This is a genomic window from Mesorhizobium sp. WSM4809, from assembly GCF_055811655.1.
In genome coordinates this window covers 523,354-538,761 of sequence record NZ_JBVVQW010000001.1, presented here as the reverse complement: position 1 = coordinate 538,761, position 15,408 = coordinate 523,354, and the positions used below count along the sequence as shown (strand labels likewise).

The 15,408-nt window shown below is 63.0% G+C and carries 15 protein-coding genes; 10 read left to right on the top strand and 5 right to left on the bottom strand.

The annotated features are described in order from the left end of the window. Positions 1-15 precede the first annotated feature (15 nt). Entirely contained in the window at positions 16-759 is a 744-nt protein-coding gene (locus AC0L24_RS02410) for a DsbA family protein (RefSeq protein WP_473563381.1), read from the bottom strand. A 163-nt stretch (positions 760-922) separates the two neighbouring features. Then, complete coding sequence (locus AC0L24_RS02405; protein WP_127268827.1) at positions 923-1,423, bottom strand: DUF721 domain-containing protein; 501 nt, start codon at positions 1,421-1,423, stop codon at positions 923-925. Positions 1,424-1,476: 53 nt separating this feature from the next. On the opposite strand from AC0L24_RS02405, the gene mutY reads away from it, so the two are divergent. Then, positions 1,477-2,649, top strand: a complete 1,173-nt coding sequence (mutY, locus tag AC0L24_RS02400; protein ID WP_128288855.1) for an A/G-specific adenine glycosylase — start codon at positions 1,477-1,479, stop codon at positions 2,647-2,649. Then, on the top strand, positions 2,642-3,253 hold the full coding sequence (locus AC0L24_RS02395) for an HAD family hydrolase (protein WP_127395640.1): 612 nt from the start codon (positions 2,642-2,644) through the stop codon (positions 3,251-3,253). Before mutY ends, AC0L24_RS02395 begins: the two co-directional genes overlap by 8 nt. A 65-nt stretch (positions 3,254-3,318) precedes the next feature. On the opposite strand, the gene AC0L24_RS02390 is transcribed toward AC0L24_RS02395, so the two are convergent. Further along, positions 3,319-4,452, bottom strand: a complete 1,134-nt coding sequence (locus AC0L24_RS02390) for a site-specific DNA-methyltransferase (RefSeq protein ID WP_127268824.1) — start codon at positions 4,450-4,452, stop codon at positions 3,319-3,321. Positions 4,453-4,628: 176 nt separating this feature from the next. On the opposite strand from AC0L24_RS02390, the gene AC0L24_RS02385 reads away from it, so the two are divergent. Next, positions 4,629-5,315 carry an HAD family hydrolase gene (locus tag AC0L24_RS02385; RefSeq protein ID WP_127268823.1) on the top strand — a complete coding sequence of 229 codons (687 nt, stop codon included), beginning with the start codon at positions 4,629-4,631 and terminating at the stop codon, positions 5,313-5,315. A 42-nt stretch (positions 5,316-5,357) separates the two neighbouring features. On the opposite strand, the gene AC0L24_RS02380 is transcribed toward AC0L24_RS02385, so the two are convergent. Next, entirely contained in the window at positions 5,358-6,089 is a 732-nt protein-coding gene (locus AC0L24_RS02380; protein ID WP_473563379.1) for a hypothetical protein, read from the bottom strand. Positions 6,090-6,216: 127 nt separating this feature from the next. On the opposite strand from AC0L24_RS02380, the gene thrC reads away from it, so the two are divergent. Genes thrC through AC0L24_RS02360 form a run of 4 tightly spaced genes read left to right on the top strand, consistent with a single transcriptional unit; the run spans position 6,217 to position 12,425 of the window. Next, the gene (thrC, locus tag AC0L24_RS02375; RefSeq protein WP_128363688.1) at positions 6,217-7,614 is read left to right on the top strand and encodes a threonine synthase; all 1,398 of its coding nucleotides are present in this window, start codon (positions 6,217-6,219) and stop codon (positions 7,612-7,614) included. A gap of 14 nt (positions 7,615-7,628) precedes the next feature. Continuing rightward, complete coding sequence (locus AC0L24_RS02370) at positions 7,629-8,921, top strand: M16 family metallopeptidase (protein ID WP_473563378.1); 1,293 nt, start codon at positions 7,629-7,631, stop codon at positions 8,919-8,921. A 15-nt stretch (positions 8,922-8,936) separates the two neighbouring features. Continuing rightward, complete coding sequence (locus tag AC0L24_RS02365) at positions 8,937-9,533, top strand: GNAT family N-acetyltransferase (protein ID WP_127268573.1); 597 nt, start codon at positions 8,937-8,939, stop codon at positions 9,531-9,533. 3 nt (positions 9,534-9,536) lie between these two features. After that, positions 9,537-12,425: an EAL domain-containing protein gene (locus tag AC0L24_RS02360; RefSeq protein WP_127270311.1), complete on the top strand. Its 2,889-nt coding sequence runs from the start codon at positions 9,537-9,539 to the stop codon at positions 12,423-12,425. Positions 12,426-12,586: 161 nt separating this feature from the next. Here AC0L24_RS02360 and AC0L24_RS02355 read toward each other — a convergent pair whose 3' ends face one another. Continuing rightward, positions 12,587-13,195 carry a YqgE/AlgH family protein gene (locus AC0L24_RS02355; RefSeq protein ID WP_023808594.1) on the bottom strand — a complete coding sequence of 203 codons (609 nt, stop codon included), beginning with the start codon at positions 13,193-13,195 and terminating at the stop codon, positions 12,587-12,589. Positions 13,196-13,365: 170 nt separating this feature from the next. On the opposite strand from AC0L24_RS02355, the gene AC0L24_RS02350 reads away from it, so the two are divergent. The 3 genes from AC0L24_RS02350 (at position 13,366) to AC0L24_RS02340 (ending at position 15,291) form a co-directional block, all read left to right on the top strand. Then, a complete protein-coding gene (locus AC0L24_RS02350; protein WP_127327100.1) occupies positions 13,366-14,172 on the top strand; it encodes a protein-disulfide reductase DsbD domain-containing protein in 807 nt (268 codons plus the stop codon). A gap of 85 nt (positions 14,173-14,257) precedes the next feature. Then, positions 14,258-14,740, top strand: coding sequence for a peroxiredoxin (locus AC0L24_RS02345; RefSeq protein WP_127398996.1), 483 nt, complete (start codon positions 14,258-14,260; stop codon positions 14,738-14,740). Positions 14,741-14,814: 74 nt separating this feature from the next. Next, on the top strand, positions 14,815-15,291 hold the full coding sequence (locus AC0L24_RS02340) for a DUF2938 domain-containing protein (RefSeq protein WP_027035933.1): 477 nt from the start codon (positions 14,815-14,817) through the stop codon (positions 15,289-15,291). The last annotated feature ends 117 nt before the right edge of the window (positions 15,292-15,408 follow it).

The window sequence follows — 15,408 nt, the reverse complement described above, 5'->3', positions numbered from 1 at the left end:
AGGGCTGACTGGACGTCAGAGCAGAGGGTCGATGATGGCCGACATTTCCTCAATCGACATCGCCCCCTTGTAGGTCTTACCGTTGATGAAGAAGGTCGGTGTCGAGTCGACCTTGAATTCATTGGCGCCACGCTTCTGGACCGATCTCACATCGTCCAGAAGTTTCTGGTCCGTCAAGCAGGCCTCGAAGGACTCCTGTGTAAAACCGGCGAGCTTCGAGATTTGCAGCAGTGCATCCTTGGTGTTCTGAACGCCAGCCCAGTTCGCCTGCTGCCTGAACAGGACGTCGACCATAGGGTAGTAGTTGTCCTTGGCGCAGCGCGCCAGCATAAAACCGGCTTCGGCACTCGGATCGAACGGGAATTCGCGCAGGATGTAGCGCGCCTTGCCGGTGTCGATGTACTTGGTCTTCAGGTCCGGAAAGGTGGTCTCGGCGAAATGCGCGCAGTGCGGGCAGGTCATCGAGGCGTATTCGACGATGGTGACCTTGGCGTCGTCCTTGCCAAGCTGTTTGTCGGGCAGCGCACCCGGCTTCATCAGTTCCGCCATGTCCACGGTGCCCTGGGCTTCCGGCGCGGTGGCGGCGGCCGGCGTGGCCGGCGTCGAGGGGGCGGCCGGGGCCGCAGGCTTCACATCCGCGGCCTTCGCCTCCTCGCCAGAGCCGCTGCAGTCGGCGAGCAGGGCCACCGCCGGAATGGCGGCCAGCGAAGACAGGACGTTTCTGCGAGACAAGCTTTGGCCAAACGGGGGACGGTTCATACGAATCACCTGACAAGGGTTGGATTTTGCAATGCAAAGACACGAAAAGGCGAGAGTTGGCGCGAATTAAGGCATCTCATTCCCCAATCCAATCGCGAAACCTGACAAGGGCGATCACGAATGCGAGATATTGACGACGAATCCATGACTTTCTTCAAGACGCCTATGACTTTCTCTCCCCAATAATGGTCGCGCCAAGTTTCTCCAACGAGGCGCGCAGTTCATCATTATCGACCAGGCCGACAGTTCCCGACAATTTAGTCTTCTCAGCCGCCGTCAGCGGCCTCAGGGCCGGTTTGCGCCTTCCTTTGTCGGTTGTCACCGGCTTCTGCAGGATCCTGATGCGATTGATGGCGGTGAAGCCGAGGAAGGCGTTGACCCGGTTGATGATCTCGCCCGTCTCGTGCTGCAGATGAAGTGCCGCCATGCCTTCGCAGGCAATGACCAGCACGGCCGGCTCGAACGGATCGTCCTCATGCATACGGCGCGGCCACTGGATTTTTTCGGGGCGCGAATGGCTGGCCAGCCGCGGGCCGGCGATCTCGTCCCATGACTGGACGAGGCCGATCGAAATGCCAGCCCGCTTGCGCAGCACCGGATCGAGGATCCTGGTCGCGAGATCGCTGACCGGGACGGGATTGCCGTAGGGCGTTCTGCCTGCCATGTACGTCCTCCAGCCACGACCCCAGCAGATACCGGCCAGGCCGATACAGATCAATGGCACCAGCAGACCAGACCCGCAAGACCGTATCCTGGGATAGTGGCAAAGCCGCATCCGGGGATAGCAGCAGAGCTGCATCCGGGCATATCGCGTCCCGCCTGCTAGGCTGGTACGACGCGCATCACCGTGAATTGCCGTGGCGCATCACGCCTCGTGAGCATGCGCGCGGCGTGCGGCCTGATCCCTACCGTATCTGGCTCTCCGAGGTCATGCTGCAGCAGACCACCGTCGAAGCGGTGAAGGCCTATTTCCGGATTTTCGTCGAGAAATGGCCCGATGTCGGGGCGCTGGCCGCGGCGCCGGCGGAGGATGTGATGAAGGCCTGGGCCGGGCTCGGCTATTACTCCCGCGCCCGCAATCTCAAGGCCTGTGCCGATCTTGTGGCCGCGCGTGGCGGCCGGTTTCCCGACACGGAAACGGCTTTGAGAGAACTGCCAGGCATCGGCGCCTATACGTCGGCGGCCATCACGGCGATTGCCTTCGACCGTCCCGCCGCCGTTGTCGACGGCAATGTCGAACGCGTCATTTCCCGGCTGTTTTCGATCGCAACCCCGCTGAGCGAAGCCAAGCCCGAAATCCGTGCCCATGTCGATCGCATGGTGCCCGGGACAAGGCCTGGCGACTTCGCCCAGGCGATGATGGATCTCGGCGCCACCATCTGCACGCCACGCCGGCCGCGCTGCATGCTGTGCCCGCTGCGCGAAGACTGCAGCGCGGTCGTTTCAGGCGATCCCGAGCACTTCCCGGTGCGCCTGCCCAAGGCCGACAAGCCGCAGCGGCACGGCGCGGCCTTTGTCGCCGTGCGGGCCGACGGCGCCATCCTTCTGCGCAAACGGGCGGAGAAGGGTTTGCTCGGCGGCATGACCGAGGTGCCGACGACGGGTTGGACCGCGCGGATCGATGGGGCAACCACGGAAGCGGCCGCGCCGTTTCCCGCCGACTGGCGGCATGCGGGCCGCATTGCGCATGTCTTCACGCATTTCGCTCTCGAACTCGAAGTCTTTCACGCTCACATCAAAGGTGATGCGCCAGACGGGCATTTCTGGTCGCTCGCTCACGAGATTTCCGGCGAGGCGCTGCCGACTGTCATGAAAAAGGCAATCGAGGCTGCGATACCCGGCGCGACGAAAAAGCCGTCGCCACACAGTGCAAAGAGGCCCCATGACTGAAATACGCCACATCGTTTTCGACATCGGCAGAGTGCTGATCCACTACGATCCCAACATTCCGTTCAGCCGCCTCATTCCGGATGCCGAAGAGAGAAAGTGGTTTTTCGACAATGTCTGCACGCATGATTGGAACATCGAGCAGGATCGCGGCCGGACCTGGGAAGAGGCCGAGGCGCTGCTGATCGCGGACCATCCCGATCACGCGGAAAACATCCGCGGGTTCCGCCGCCACTGGCACGAGATGGTTCCACATGCCTATGACGACAGTGTCGCCATCATGGTCGGTCTGATCGAGAGCGGCCACGACGTGACCATGCTGACCAACTTCGCCAGCGACACGCTGGCCGAAGCCCGCGAGCGCTTCGATTTCCTCAATCGTCCACGCGGCGTCACCATCTCGGGCGAAATCGGCATGATCAAGCCGGATCGCGGCATCTACGATCACCACGTCGCCGCGTTCGACCTCGAACCGTCAGCCACACTGTTCATCGACGACAGCCAGAAGAATGTCGACGGCGCCAAGGCGGCCGGCTGGCAGTCGGTGCTGTTCACCGATGCAGAGACGCTTCAAGCAGACCTCGAACGTCTCGGAATCAAGGCTTGATTTGAATCACTTCGCGCGATCCGTTGAGCTTTGAATCAACGGCATTCGAAGCAATTGGCAGGGGTTCAGGCCCCTGCCCGCTCCATGCCGAGCCGCGCGATGCGGCGAAGCTCGTCGATCGGGGTCAGGCCACCGCTGCGCTCATAATGCCAGAAGGTCCAGCCGTTGCAGGCATCCAGCCCCTGCACTTCGGCGCCGATCTTGTGGATCGAACCGGCGCTGTCGCCGATCGCCACCGTACCGTCGGCGCGCACCTTGGCGGCCCAGCGCTTCTTGGCGTCGTAGAGCGTCGCACCCGGCATCATCAGGCCGGTGTCGATCAGGCTGACGAAAGCAACGCGCGGTTCGGCCCGCTTGCCGGTCAGCACGGTGAGATCGGCGCCATCCAGTGGCCGCACCGCGTCGATGCGCTCGTTGGCGGCGTCGATATAGGCCTGCTCGCGTTCGATGCCGACGAAATGGCGGCCGAGACGCTTGGCCACCGCGCCCGTGGTGCCTGAGCCGAAAAAGGGATCAAGCACGATGTCGCCAGGTTTGGTCGAGGCCATCATGATGCGGGCAAGCAGCGCTTCCGGCTTCTGCGTCGGATGCAGCTTGTCGCCATTGTCGTTCTTCAGCCGCTCGCCGCCGGTGCAGATCGGAAACAGCCAGTCGGAGCGCATCTGGATGTCGTCGTTGGACGCCTTCATCGCTTCGTAGTTGAAAGTGTACCCCTTGCCCTTCTGGTCGCGCGTAGCCCAGATCATCGTCTCATGCGCGTTCTGGAAGCGGCGGCCGCGGAAATTCGGCATCGGGTTGGTCTTGCGCCAGACGACGTCGTTGAGGATCCAGAAGCCGAGATCCTGCATCTTGGCGCCGACACGGAAGATGTTGTGATAGGAGCCGATGACCCAGATGGTGCCGTTGGGTTTCAGCACCCGGCGCGCCGCCAGCAGCCAGGCCCGCGTGAAAGCGTCATAGGCCTCGAAACTCTCGAACTGGTCCCATTCGTCATCGACGGCGTCGACCTTCGACTGGTCGGGGCGGTGCAGGTCGCCGTCGAGCTGCAGATTGTAGGGCGGATCGGCGAAGATGACGTCGATCGATTTTTCGGGCAGCCGGTCGAGCGCGGCGACGCAGTCGCCCTTGAGGATCGTGTCCAGCCATTCGGATTGCTGGGGGGCGTGGGATAGCTCGTCGAGAAGACGCACGGCAGACATTCTGACACCCAGGGCACGCGTTACTGTTTACTCCTGGTTATGGTTACCGATCAGCGTAAATATTCCGTGAAGGCCAAGGCACGGGTGGGGCGAATTTGCGAAGGCGGCCCTGTTGGTGTATGCCGCGCCGCCTGAGCCTTCCGAGGCCGCTTCGCCCTCCCATTGTCCGGATCACCATGCCCCAGCCAGACCTTGTCATCTTCGATTGCGACGGCGTGCTCGTCGATTCCGAGATCATCGCCGCCCGTGTCGACGCCGAGCTTTTGACCTTGGCAGGATACGAGATATCGGCTGAGGAGATTTCGGAGAGCTATGCCGGCCTGACCTTCAAGGACATCATGCTGCGGGTCGAGGAAAAGTCCCGCATCCCCTTCCAGGCCTCTCTGATCGACAGGGAGGAACAATTGGTCGACCGCAAACTGCGCAGCGACGTCCGCGCCATCGATGGCGCGCGCGAGGCCGTTGCCGCGGTAACCGTGCCGCGCTGCGTCTGCTCGAATTCACGCTCCGAGCGGATCGAATTCATGCTGGAGAAGGTGCATCTTTTGCCGTTTTTCGCCGACCGGATTTTTTCGGCGATGGAAACACCGACCGGGAAAACGAAACCGGCGCCGGACGTGTTCCTGTTCGCGGCGGAGAAACTCAACGCCAACCCGGCGAACACTTTCGTCATCGAGGATTCCGTGCACGGCGTCCACGGCGCAAGGGCGGCGGGCATGCGGGTGATCGGCTTCACCGGAGCCGCCCACAGCTATCCCGGCCATGCCGACGCGCTCACCGAGGCCGGCGCCGAAACGGTGATCCGCCGCTGGGCGGAGTTGAAAAGCGTGATCGCGGCGCTGTCGGAGTGGTCGGACGCCTGAGAAGCGTGCGCCGCGACGCACGCCTCATGCAACTGCCGAGACCTAGTTCGTCGCGGCAGCCCTCTTGCGGCGGGTCTTCTTCGGCTTGTCGGCCGTTGCCTGATGCGCGGTTTCGTCATAGCCGGCAAAGGCCTGATAATCCTGCGCCGTCGGCTCGGGCACGACGACATTGGAATCGGTGAAGACGAACTGCGTGGCAACCGAAGGATCGGTGACCTGGACCTGATACTGGTGGAGCTGCGAGTAGAGGACCTCGGTGCCATGCATCACAGCCGTTCGGATCGGCATGGTGATGGTGCCTGGAGAAAACTTCGGTCCGGGGACAATCTTGCCGGCGACCGCGATCTTCATCGTCAACTGGCCGTTGGCACGGCTGCAGTCGCGTGTCACGTCGCTGACCGATGCCTGGTAGATGATGTTGGCCGATTCGTCGGGCGGAGTTGCAGCAGCGGCGTCAGCGTCGGCCTGGGCCGCGGCATCCTGCGCGGCGTCGCCGGTCTTCTTGATCCTGGGCTTGGGCTTCTGAGCTTCCTTGGAATAGGTATTGAAGAAAGCCGTGCCGTCGCGCACCGTCACCCGGGGGCAATAGGCCTGCAACTGGCTGGCCAGTATCTTGGGATCCTGGGGCGGCGGTGGCGCCGTCGGGTCCTCCTTCTTGCCTTTGCCGAGGTTCAGGATGCCATTGTCGCCCGATTGGCAGCCGGCGGCGGCAAGTATAAAGCCGGTGAGCGCAAGACCCGCCAAAAAGCGACCACTGAATGTACGAAACGCCATGAAACTGCACTTCCCTCTCGCAAAGCTGGTGACGTATATCAACCACGCGGCAAAAATGCGACTGAGCCAGCGCAGAAATTAACCACCTTGCGGTGGATGGAAAGCCAAGCAGTAACGGAATTGTGACATGCACTATGTGAGTACCCGCGGGGAAGCCCCCGTTCTTGGATTTTCCGACGCGGTGCTGGCCGGGCTGGCGCGCGACGGCGGGCTCTACGTGCCGCGCGAGTGGCCACAGTTTTCCGCCGCCGAGATCCGCGCCATGCGCGGCCTTGCCTATCCCGACCTTGCGATCCGCGTGCTGTCGCCGTTCCTTGGCGACGAGATCCCGGCCTCCGTTTTCGAGCGACTGGTGCGCGAAGCCTATGCCACCTTCCGCCACGAGGCCGTCTGCCCGCTGGTGCAGACCGGCCCCAACACCTTCATCCTGGAACTCTTCCACGGGCCGACGCTCGCCTTCAAGGACGTGGCAATGCAGCTTCTGGCCCGGCTGATGGACCATGTGCTTGCCGAACGCGACCAGCACGCCACCATCGTCGGCGCCACCTCGGGCGATACCGGCGGGGCGGCCATCGATGCCTTTGCCGGTCGCAGCCGGACCGACATCTTCATCCTTTTCCCGCACGGCCGCGTCTCGCCGGTGCAGCAGCGGCAGATGACGACGTCGACGGCTGCAAACGTCCATGCGCTGGCGATCGAAGGCAATTTCGACGATTGCCAGGGACTGCTCAAGGACATGTTCAACGATCACGGCTTTCGCGACCGGGTGGCTCTTTCTGGCGTTAATTCGATCAACTGGGCCCGCATCATGGCCCAGATCGTCTATTATTTCTCCTCGGCGCTGTCGCTCGGCGCGCCGGACAGGCCGGTCTCCTTCACCGTGCCGACCGGCAATTTCGGCGATATCTTCGCCGGCTACGCCGCCAAGAGGATGGGCTTGCCGATCGAGCGGCTGGTCATCGCCACCAATGACAACGACATCCTGGCACGGACCTTTTCGACCGGCGAATACCGCACCAAGGGCGTCTTTGCGACCACGTCGCCGTCGATGGATATCCAGGTGTCGTCCAATTTCGAACGCCTGCTGTTCGAGGCCTCCGGCCGTGACGCCGCGACCGTGCGGCGCTACATGGACGGTCTGAAGCAGTCCGGCGCTTTCACCATCGAACCCCAGCAAATCGCCGGGATGCGGTCGGAATTCGACGCCGGCCGGGCTGATATGCACGAGGTCGCCGCCACCATCCGCTCGACGCTCGCGGCCAGCAACTATCTGCTCGATCCGCACACCGCGGCAGCTGTGCATGTCGCTGCGGGCAAGGCGTCAGGCGCCGTGCCGATGGTGGTGCTGGGTACTGCGCACCCGGCAAAATTTCCGGCCGCCGTCGAAGCCGCCAGCGGCGTGTCGCCCGCACTGCCCGCGTGGCTAGGTGGGTTGATGACATCGGAGGAAAAATACACGGTACTTCCCTCCGACCTGAAAATGGTGGAAGATTATGTCGGCCGCCGCGCGCGGGCGGCGCGTTAAGGAGTACTAGCCATATGGGTGTTGAGGTAAGCCGTCTGTCGAACGGCCTGACAGTCGCCACCGAAACCCTTCAAAGCATCGAATCGGTTGCCCTTGGTGCCTGGGTCAAGTCGGGTGCCCGCAATGAACGTGAGGACGAGCATGGCATGGCCCATCTGCTCGAGCACATGGCGTTCAAGGGCACGAAAAGGCGGAGCGCCTTCGAAATCGCCTCGGAGATCGAGGACGTCGGCGGCGAGATCAACGCCGCCACCAGCGTCGAAACCACTTCCTACTATGCCAGGGTGCTCTCCGACGACGTGCCGCTGGCCGTCGACATTCTTGCCGACATCCTGCAGGAGTCCGAATTCGACCCGCAGGAACTCGAGCGCGAACAGCATGTGATCCTGCAGGAGATCGGCGCCGCGCACGACACCCCCGACGATATCGTCTTCGACCGCTTCACGGAAACCGCCTATCGCCATCAGACGATTGGGCGCTCCATTCTCGGCACGCCCGAAACGGTCAAATCCTTCACCTCCAAGCAACTCCACGACTTCATCGAGCGGCAATATGGCGCCGAGCGCATGGTGATTGTCGCCGCCGGCGACATCAAGCATGACAATTTCGTGCGCGAGGTCGAAAAGCAGCTCGGCGGCTTCCGCAGCAAGGCCGACAGCACCATCCCGCAATATGCGCAATATGTCGGCGGCGATTTTCGCGAGGACCGCGACCTGATGGACGCGCAGATCGTGCTGGGGTTCGAGGGTCGTGCCTATCATGTGCGCGACTTCTATGCCTCGCAGGTGCTGTCGATGATCCTCGGCGGCGGCATGTCGTCGCGCCTGTTCCAGGAGGTCCGCGAGAAGCGCGGCCTGTGTTATTCGGTCTATGCTTTCCATTGGGGCTTTTCCGACACCGGCGTCTTCGGCGTCCATGCCGCGACCGGCCAGAGCGACATCGCCGAACTGGTGCCTGTCATCATCGACGAACTGCAGAAGGCCGGCGAGAAAATCCTGCAGGAAGAACTCGACCGGGCGCGCGCCCAATATCGCGCCGGACTGATCATGTCAGCCGAAAGCCCGGCCAGCCGCGCTTCGCAGATCGCACGGCAACTGCTCCTGTTCGGCCGGCCGATCACCAAGGAGGAACTGATGGAACGGCTGTCGGCGCTGACGGTCGAGCGGCTGACCGATCTATCGTCGCGTTTGTTCTCGACCAAGCCGACGCTTACCGCTGTCGGGCCTGTGGGCACACTGGCGCCATACGAGGCGATCCTCGAATCGCTCGCAGGCACGCAGACCGCGGCCCGTAAGCTCGCCGTCTAAGCCCCTCGAAGCGTCGTGTTCGCGCTCCCTTTCTTTCGCCGCGACCTGCCGGCGCTGAAAGGCGACCGCGTCACGCTGCGCGTGCCGTTCACCAACGACTACCGCGAGTGGGCGGTGGTGCGTGGCGAAAGCCGCGCCTTCCTCGAACCCTGGGAGCCACGCTGGACTCCCGATGAACTCGACCGCAACGCATGGCGGCTGCGCATCAGCCGCTACCGCGAAGATTATGCGCAAGGAACCGCGATCGCCTTCTTCATCTTCGAGAAGAGCAGCGGCAAGCTTGCTGGCGGCATCACGCTCGGCAACATACGCCATGGCGTCTCGCAAAGCGGCCATGTCGGCTACTGGATCGGCGAGCGCTTCGGCGGCCGCGGCCTGATGACCGACGCGGTCAAGGTGGTGGCCCGCTTCGCCTTCGATACGCTGAGGTTGCACCGGATCGAAGCGGCCTGTATTCCCGACAACATCAGGTCGATCCGCGTGCTTGAAAAAGCCGGATTTCGGCGCGAAGGACTGCTGCGATCCTACCTCAGGATCAACGGCATCTGGCAGGACCACTACCTCTACGCCCGGATCGCGGACGATCCGCCGGGCGTTGGAACGAAGGACTGATTTTTGACGAATTTCCTGCGAAACGGGTCGCTGTTCGCCTTTGTCCTCGCGACACTCCTGACGCTGTGGGCGGCATCGTCGGCCTTCGCCGTGGAGCCGATCAAGATCGCCCGCGACGACGTCGCGCTCGACCTTTCCGGCGCCGTCGAGATCTACCGGAACCAGGGCGAGAATTTCCAGGTGTCGACCGCGCCGGGTCCGGACGGTATCGTGCGGCGCATCGAGGTCGAGGCCAATGATGCCCGTTCGACCGGCGACTGGGCGGTGTTCGCGCTCGCCAACACCACCGACCAGCAACTCGACCGGCTGATCGTCGCACCGCATTTCCGCCTGGTGAATTCCGGCATCTTCTGGCCGGATCTCGGCTCGACCCGCATCGCCGCCATCACGCCCAGCGAAGGCTTCGCGCTCGACCGCCAGACCAGCCCCGATGCCGACGTTTTCCGGGTGACGCTGAACCCCGGCACGGTGATTACCTTCATCGCCGAACTGGCCTCGCCGAAGCTGCCGCAGGTCTACCTCTGGGATCCGGAATCCTACAAGGACTCGGTCAATTCCTACACGCTGTTTCGCGGCATCGTCATCGGTATCGCAGGCTTGCTGGCGCTGTTCCTCACCATTCTTTTCGTGGTCAAGGGAACCTCGATGTTCCCCGCGACCGCCGCGCTTGCCTGGGCGGTACTGGCCTATATCTGTGTCGATTTCGGCTTCCTCAACAAGGTCATCGAGATCTCGCCCGGCAATGAGCAGATGTGGCGGGCGGGAACGGAGGTGGCGCTGGCTGGAACCTTCGTGGTGTTCCTGTTCGCCTATCTCAACCTCAACCGATGGCACGGCCATTTCAGCTACGGCGCACTGGTCTGGATCCTCGGGCTGGTGCTGATCGCCGGGGTCGCGATCGTCGATCCGGCGGTTGCCGCCGGCATCGCCAGGCTGTCCTTCGCCGCAACCGCACTGACCGGGCTTGGCCTGATCATCTTCCTCGGCATACGCGGCTACGACCGTGCCATCATGCTGGTGCCCAGTTGGGTCATGGTGCTGTTGTGGCTATGCGGATCGTGGATGGCGATCACCGGCATGCTCGACAACGACATTGCCCAGCCGGCCCTGGGCGGCGGGCTGATCCTGATCATCCTTCTGATCGGCTTCACAGTGATGCAGCACGCCTTTGCCGGCGGCGCCCTGCACCAGGGCCTGTTCTCCGACCTCGAGCGGCAGGCGCTGGCGGTGGCCGGATCGGGCGACACGGTCTGGGACTGGGATGTGCTGCGCGACCGCGTCGTCACCAAGCCCGATGTCAGCATCCAGCTCGGCCTGGCACCGAACAGCCTTGGCGGCGCGGCCCGCAACTGGCTGCCGGTGCTGCATGCCGACGACCGCGACACGTTCCGCACGACGCTCGACGTGGTGCTCGAACACCGGCGCGGCCGGGTGTCGCAGAATTTCCGCCTGCGCGGCGCCGACGGCCACTATCACTGGTTTTCACTGCGCGCACGCCCGGTCATCGGCTCGGACGGCGAAGTCATCCGCTGCGTCGGCACCATGGTCGACGTGACCGAGCAGAAAAAGTCCGAGGAAAGGCTGCTGCACGACGCCGTGCACGACAATCTGACCGGCCTGCCAAACCGCGAACTTTTGATGAACCGGCTGGAAGCGATCATCTCGATCGCGCGCACCGAAGAGAAGGTGCGGCCGACCGTCTTCGTCATCGACATCGACCGTTTCAAACAGGTCAATGACGGGCTCGGCATCTCGGCCGGCGACACCATCCTCTTGACCATCGCGCGCCGCCTGCACCGGTTGCTCAAGCCGAAGGATTCGCTGTCGCGCTTTGCCGGCGATCAGTTCGCTTTGATGCTGCTGTCCGAACAGGACCCGGCCCGCATCGCTGCGGTCGCTGATGCAATCAAGCATGCCATCAACAACCCGATCACCTTTGCCAAGCGCGAGATCGTGCTGACCGCGTCGATCGGACTGATCACCTGGAATTCGCCGCAGATGTCGGCCGAGGACATGGTCAAGGATGCCGAGCTTGCCATGCACCAGGCCAAGCGCTTCGGCGGCGACAGGATCGAGCCGTTCCGTCCGGCTTTCCGCACTGTCGGCACCGACAGGCTGCAGTTCGAATCCGACCTGCGCCGCGCCATCGAACGGCGCGAATTCACGCTTGCCTACCAGCCGATCGTGCGCCTCGAGGACGGCAGCGTCGCCGGCTTCGAGGCGCTGCTGCGCTGGGACCACCCGCGCCGCGGCATGATCCCGCCGGCGGATTTCATCCCGGTCGCCGAAAGCTGCGGGCTTATCGTGCAGCTCGGCCTGTTTGCCATGCAGCAGGCGGCGGAAGATCTCGCCAGCTGGCAAAAACAGATCGGTGACGCGCCGCTGTCGGTCTCGGTCAATTTGTCCAGCCGCCAGCTGATCCGCCGCGACTTGGTCAGCGACGTCCGCTCGGTCATCGCGCGGGCCAATCTGAAGCCGCGCTGCTTCCGGCTGGAGCTCACCGAATCGCTTGTCATGGACAATCCCGAGCAGACCGCGCATGTGCTGACCAAGCTGAAGCAACTCGGCATCGGCCTGTCGCTGGACGATTTCGGCACCGGCTACTCCTCACTGGCCTACCTGACGCGTTTCCCCTTCGACACCATCAAGATCGACAAGAGCTTCGTCGACGACAACACGCCCAAGCGCGCGGTGCTGCTGAAGTCGATGGTCAACATGGCGCATGAGCTCGGTCTGTCCGTCGTCGCCGAAGGCATTTCGGACGAGAGCGATGCGCTGGAATTGCGTCAGATGGGCTGCGAATATGTGCAGAGCTTCATGTTCGGCGCCCCGATGCCGGGCGACCAGGTGCTGAAGACGCTAAAAGAGCAGTATCCGCTGACGCAAGCGTGAGAGCCCGTTTGGAAACTCTACTCTGGCGGCCATCTGACGGCGTTTTCTGCGCTTCCGGTGCACGGACCCGAATGTCCGCTGCGCTCCGGTTCTCGAAAACACCACCATATGACTCTCCAGAGCGAGTTTCGAAACGGGCTCCGCGATGAGGCTGATGGGGTTTAGGCGTGTCCGGCCGCCAAGCTGAGATGCGCAAGGTCGATACCGATCGAGGCGAGGATCCGGTCGTATTTGCGCTCGATATCGGTGTCGAACAGAAGCTCGGCATTGGCCGGACAGGTCAGCCAGCCATTTTCGGCGATCTCGGTCTCCAGCTGGCCGGCGCCCCAGCCGGAATAGCCGAGCGCCATCAGCGCATGACGAGGCCCGCGGCCGGACGATATGGCGCGCAATATGTCGACGGTCGCCGTCAGGCAGATGTCGTCGGAAACGGTCAGCGACGATTCCACCCGATAGTCTCCCGAATGCAGGACGAAGCCCCGGCTGCGATCCACGGGTCCGCCATTGCGCACGACGAAATCGCGGGCCTGCGCCGGCAATCGGATCGCCTCCTGCTCGTTCATGATGCCCAGTTGCACGAGCAGATCCGGAAACAGCATCTGCTGCGTCTGGTTGATGATCAGCCCCATGGCGCCTTCATCGGAATGTGCGCAGACATAGATGACCGAGCGCGTGAAACGGTCGTCCTTCATGCCGGGCATGGCAATCAGGAACTGATCGTCGAGAAAGCCGCGGCTGGCGACCGTCTTCTTGTGGCGCAACAAGTCCATGAAGGGAGCGTAACGCGTTTCCAAAGCGCCGAAAAGATGCGCCGTGCTGGATTCGACCAAAGCCTGTGGCGGCGGCTCGAACATTCTTCTCCCTCGAAGTCACGCAAATATGATACCGGCAAGGCCATGAAATCATTGCGCGGCCACGAACGGACGATCAAATCACCGCCATGCGAAGCTTGAAAATCCTGCTGCTCGGCGCCGCCATCGGATCGGCAACCGCTCTTCCCGCCGCCGCCTCCTCATCGGCGTGGTACAACAGCGAAGGCGGCAAGGTCCGGCTGGTGACATCAGGCAAAGCCGACGACACCGGCCGCATCCAGGGCGTTCTCGACATAGCGCTCAAGCCCGGCTGGAAGACATATTGGCGCGATCCGGGCGACGCGGGCGTGCCGCCGCAGCTCGACATTTCAGCCAGCACCAACATCGCCGACGCAGCGCTATCGTTTCCGGCGCCGCAGCGCCATGACGACGGCTATGGCAAATGGGCAGGCTACAACTATCCGGTTTCTCTGCCGGTGACATTCACGCTGGCGGCGCCGAACCAGCCGGCGTTGATCGATGCCGACATCTTTCTCGGCATCTGCGAAACGATCTGCATTCCGGTGCAGACGCGGCTGACCGTCGACCCCGCCTCCGATCCGGACAATGCCGAGGACGCAGCGCTGGTGAAGGCGAGTTTCGCGGCGCTACCAGCGCCCGCGAGGTCCGATTTCGGCATCAATGTGCTGCCGGGCGACCACGAGACGCTGATTGTCGAGGCGAGCTTTCCCGGCGATCCGGAGGCGGCGGATTTCTTCGTGGCCGGCGAGCGGGACTACATGTTCGGCACCCCTGCCCGCAGCGAAAAAGACGGCAAGCTGATTTTCACCGTGCCGATCCTCGATCGCCCCTCGACGACGCCGACCGATGGCGGGCTTCACTATACGCTAACGAGTTCGGCGGGCGCGGTCGAAGGGGTTCTGCCTTTCCCTTGATCCAGCCCACCCCAACGGTTGCAGGAAGCCGTTGGGTTCGCTAGGCAAAGACACGTCCTTCCCCATTTTCCCAAGCGAGGAATCCATGACCATTTCCGTTGGCGACAAGCTGCCTGACGTGACCTTCAAGACGATGACCGCCGATGGCGCCAAGCCGATCACCGGGGCCGAGATTTTCTCGGGCAAGAAGGTCGTGCTGTTTGGGGTTCCCGGCGCCTTCACACCGACCTGCAGCAACAACCATTTGCCGGGTTATCTCGAAAACCACGATGCCATCCTGGCGCGCGGCGTCGACACCATCGCCGTCGTTTCGGTCAACGACGTCCATGTCATGGGCGCCTGGGCGCACTTCACCGGCGGTGAGGGCAAGATCATGTTCCTCGCCGACGGCAGTGGCGATTTCGCCAAGGCGGTAGGCCTCGACAATGACCTTTCCGCCAGCGGCATGGGGCTGCGTTCGAAGCGGTTTTCGATGATCGTCGACGACGGCAAGGTCACCGCGCTCAATGTCGAGACCAAGCCTGGTGTCGACGAGTCCGGCGCGGCTCATATTCTGGGACAGCTCTGAACTTCAGCGCGGCGTCGGGTGTGGAACGACGATCGCGCTTGTAGCCCAGGGCTTGCGTTTGGGGGATTCTAGCGATGTTTGACATGTTCTGGCGCGCTATCGCGATCGGCATCGGCGCCACCGTCCTGATGGATCTCTGGGCCATCTTCCTGCACAAGGCGTTCGGCCAGCCACGGCCGAACTGGGGGCCGGTCGGTCGCTGGGTCTGGCATCTCCGTGACAAGGTCTTCCACGACGATATCGGCGGTGCCGCACCGTACGTGCATGAAAAGGCGCTGGGTTGGGCCTTTCACTATTTTGTCGGCATCGTCTACGGCATCATCCTGGTGGTGCTGGCCGGAGCAGGCTGGCTTGCCGCGCCGACATTCCTGCCGGCCTTCATCCTCGGCATCGTCACCGTCGGCGCCGGCTGGTTCCTGCTGGCACCCGGCATGGGCGCCGGCTGGGCGGCCTCGAAGCGGCCAAATCCGATGCAGATCCGGGCGCTGAACCTGGTGTCGCACACGGTGTTCGCACTTGGGCTTTGGGGCACGGCGCTGCTGATCCGATAAGGGTCTACAACTGCGCTGGCCAGTCGATCGGCAGCCAGCAGTAGATAACGCGGTGCGCGCCGATATCGTAGTAGTTGCCACCCCCGCCGGCTGATCCGCTTCTTCGTACCTGAGAGC

Bases quoted from the DNA above. Each gene is read 5' to 3' on its own strand.
- AC0L24_RS02410 (WP_473563381.1), bottom strand. From the start codon at position 759: ATGAACCGTCCCCCGTTTGGCCAAAGCTTGTCTCGCAGAAACGTCCTG.
- AC0L24_RS02405 (WP_127268827.1), bottom strand. From the start codon at position 1,423: ATGGCAGGCAGAACGCCCTACGGCAATCCCGTCCCGGTCAGCGATCTC.
- mutY (WP_128288855.1), top strand. From the start codon at position 1,477: ATGGCACCAGCAGACCAGACCCGCAAGACCGTATCCTGGGATAGTGGC.
- AC0L24_RS02395 (WP_127395640.1), top strand. From the start codon at position 2,642: ATGACTGAAATACGCCACATCGTTTTCGACATCGGCAGAGTGCTGATC.
- AC0L24_RS02390 (WP_127268824.1), bottom strand. From the start codon at position 4,452: ATGTCTGCCGTGCGTCTTCTCGACGAGCTATCCCACGCCCCCCAGCAA.
- AC0L24_RS02385 (WP_127268823.1), top strand. From the start codon at position 4,629: ATGCCCCAGCCAGACCTTGTCATCTTCGATTGCGACGGCGTGCTCGTC.
- AC0L24_RS02380 (WP_473563379.1), bottom strand. From the start codon at position 6,089: ATGGCGTTTCGTACATTCAGTGGTCGCTTTTTGGCGGGTCTTGCGCTC.
- thrC (WP_128363688.1), top strand. From the start codon at position 6,217: ATGCACTATGTGAGTACCCGCGGGGAAGCCCCCGTTCTTGGATTTTCC.
- AC0L24_RS02370 (WP_473563378.1), top strand. From the start codon at position 7,629: ATGGGTGTTGAGGTAAGCCGTCTGTCGAACGGCCTGACAGTCGCCACC.
- AC0L24_RS02355 (WP_023808594.1), bottom strand. From the start codon at position 13,195: ATGGACTTGTTGCGCCACAAGAAGACGGTCGCCAGCCGCGGCTTTCTC.
- AC0L24_RS02350 (WP_127327100.1), top strand. From the start codon at position 13,366: ATGCGAAGCTTGAAAATCCTGCTGCTCGGCGCCGCCATCGGATCGGCA.
- AC0L24_RS02345 (WP_127398996.1), top strand. From the start codon at position 14,258: ATGACCATTTCCGTTGGCGACAAGCTGCCTGACGTGACCTTCAAGACG.
- AC0L24_RS02340 (WP_027035933.1), top strand. From the start codon at position 14,815: ATGTTTGACATGTTCTGGCGCGCTATCGCGATCGGCATCGGCGCCACC.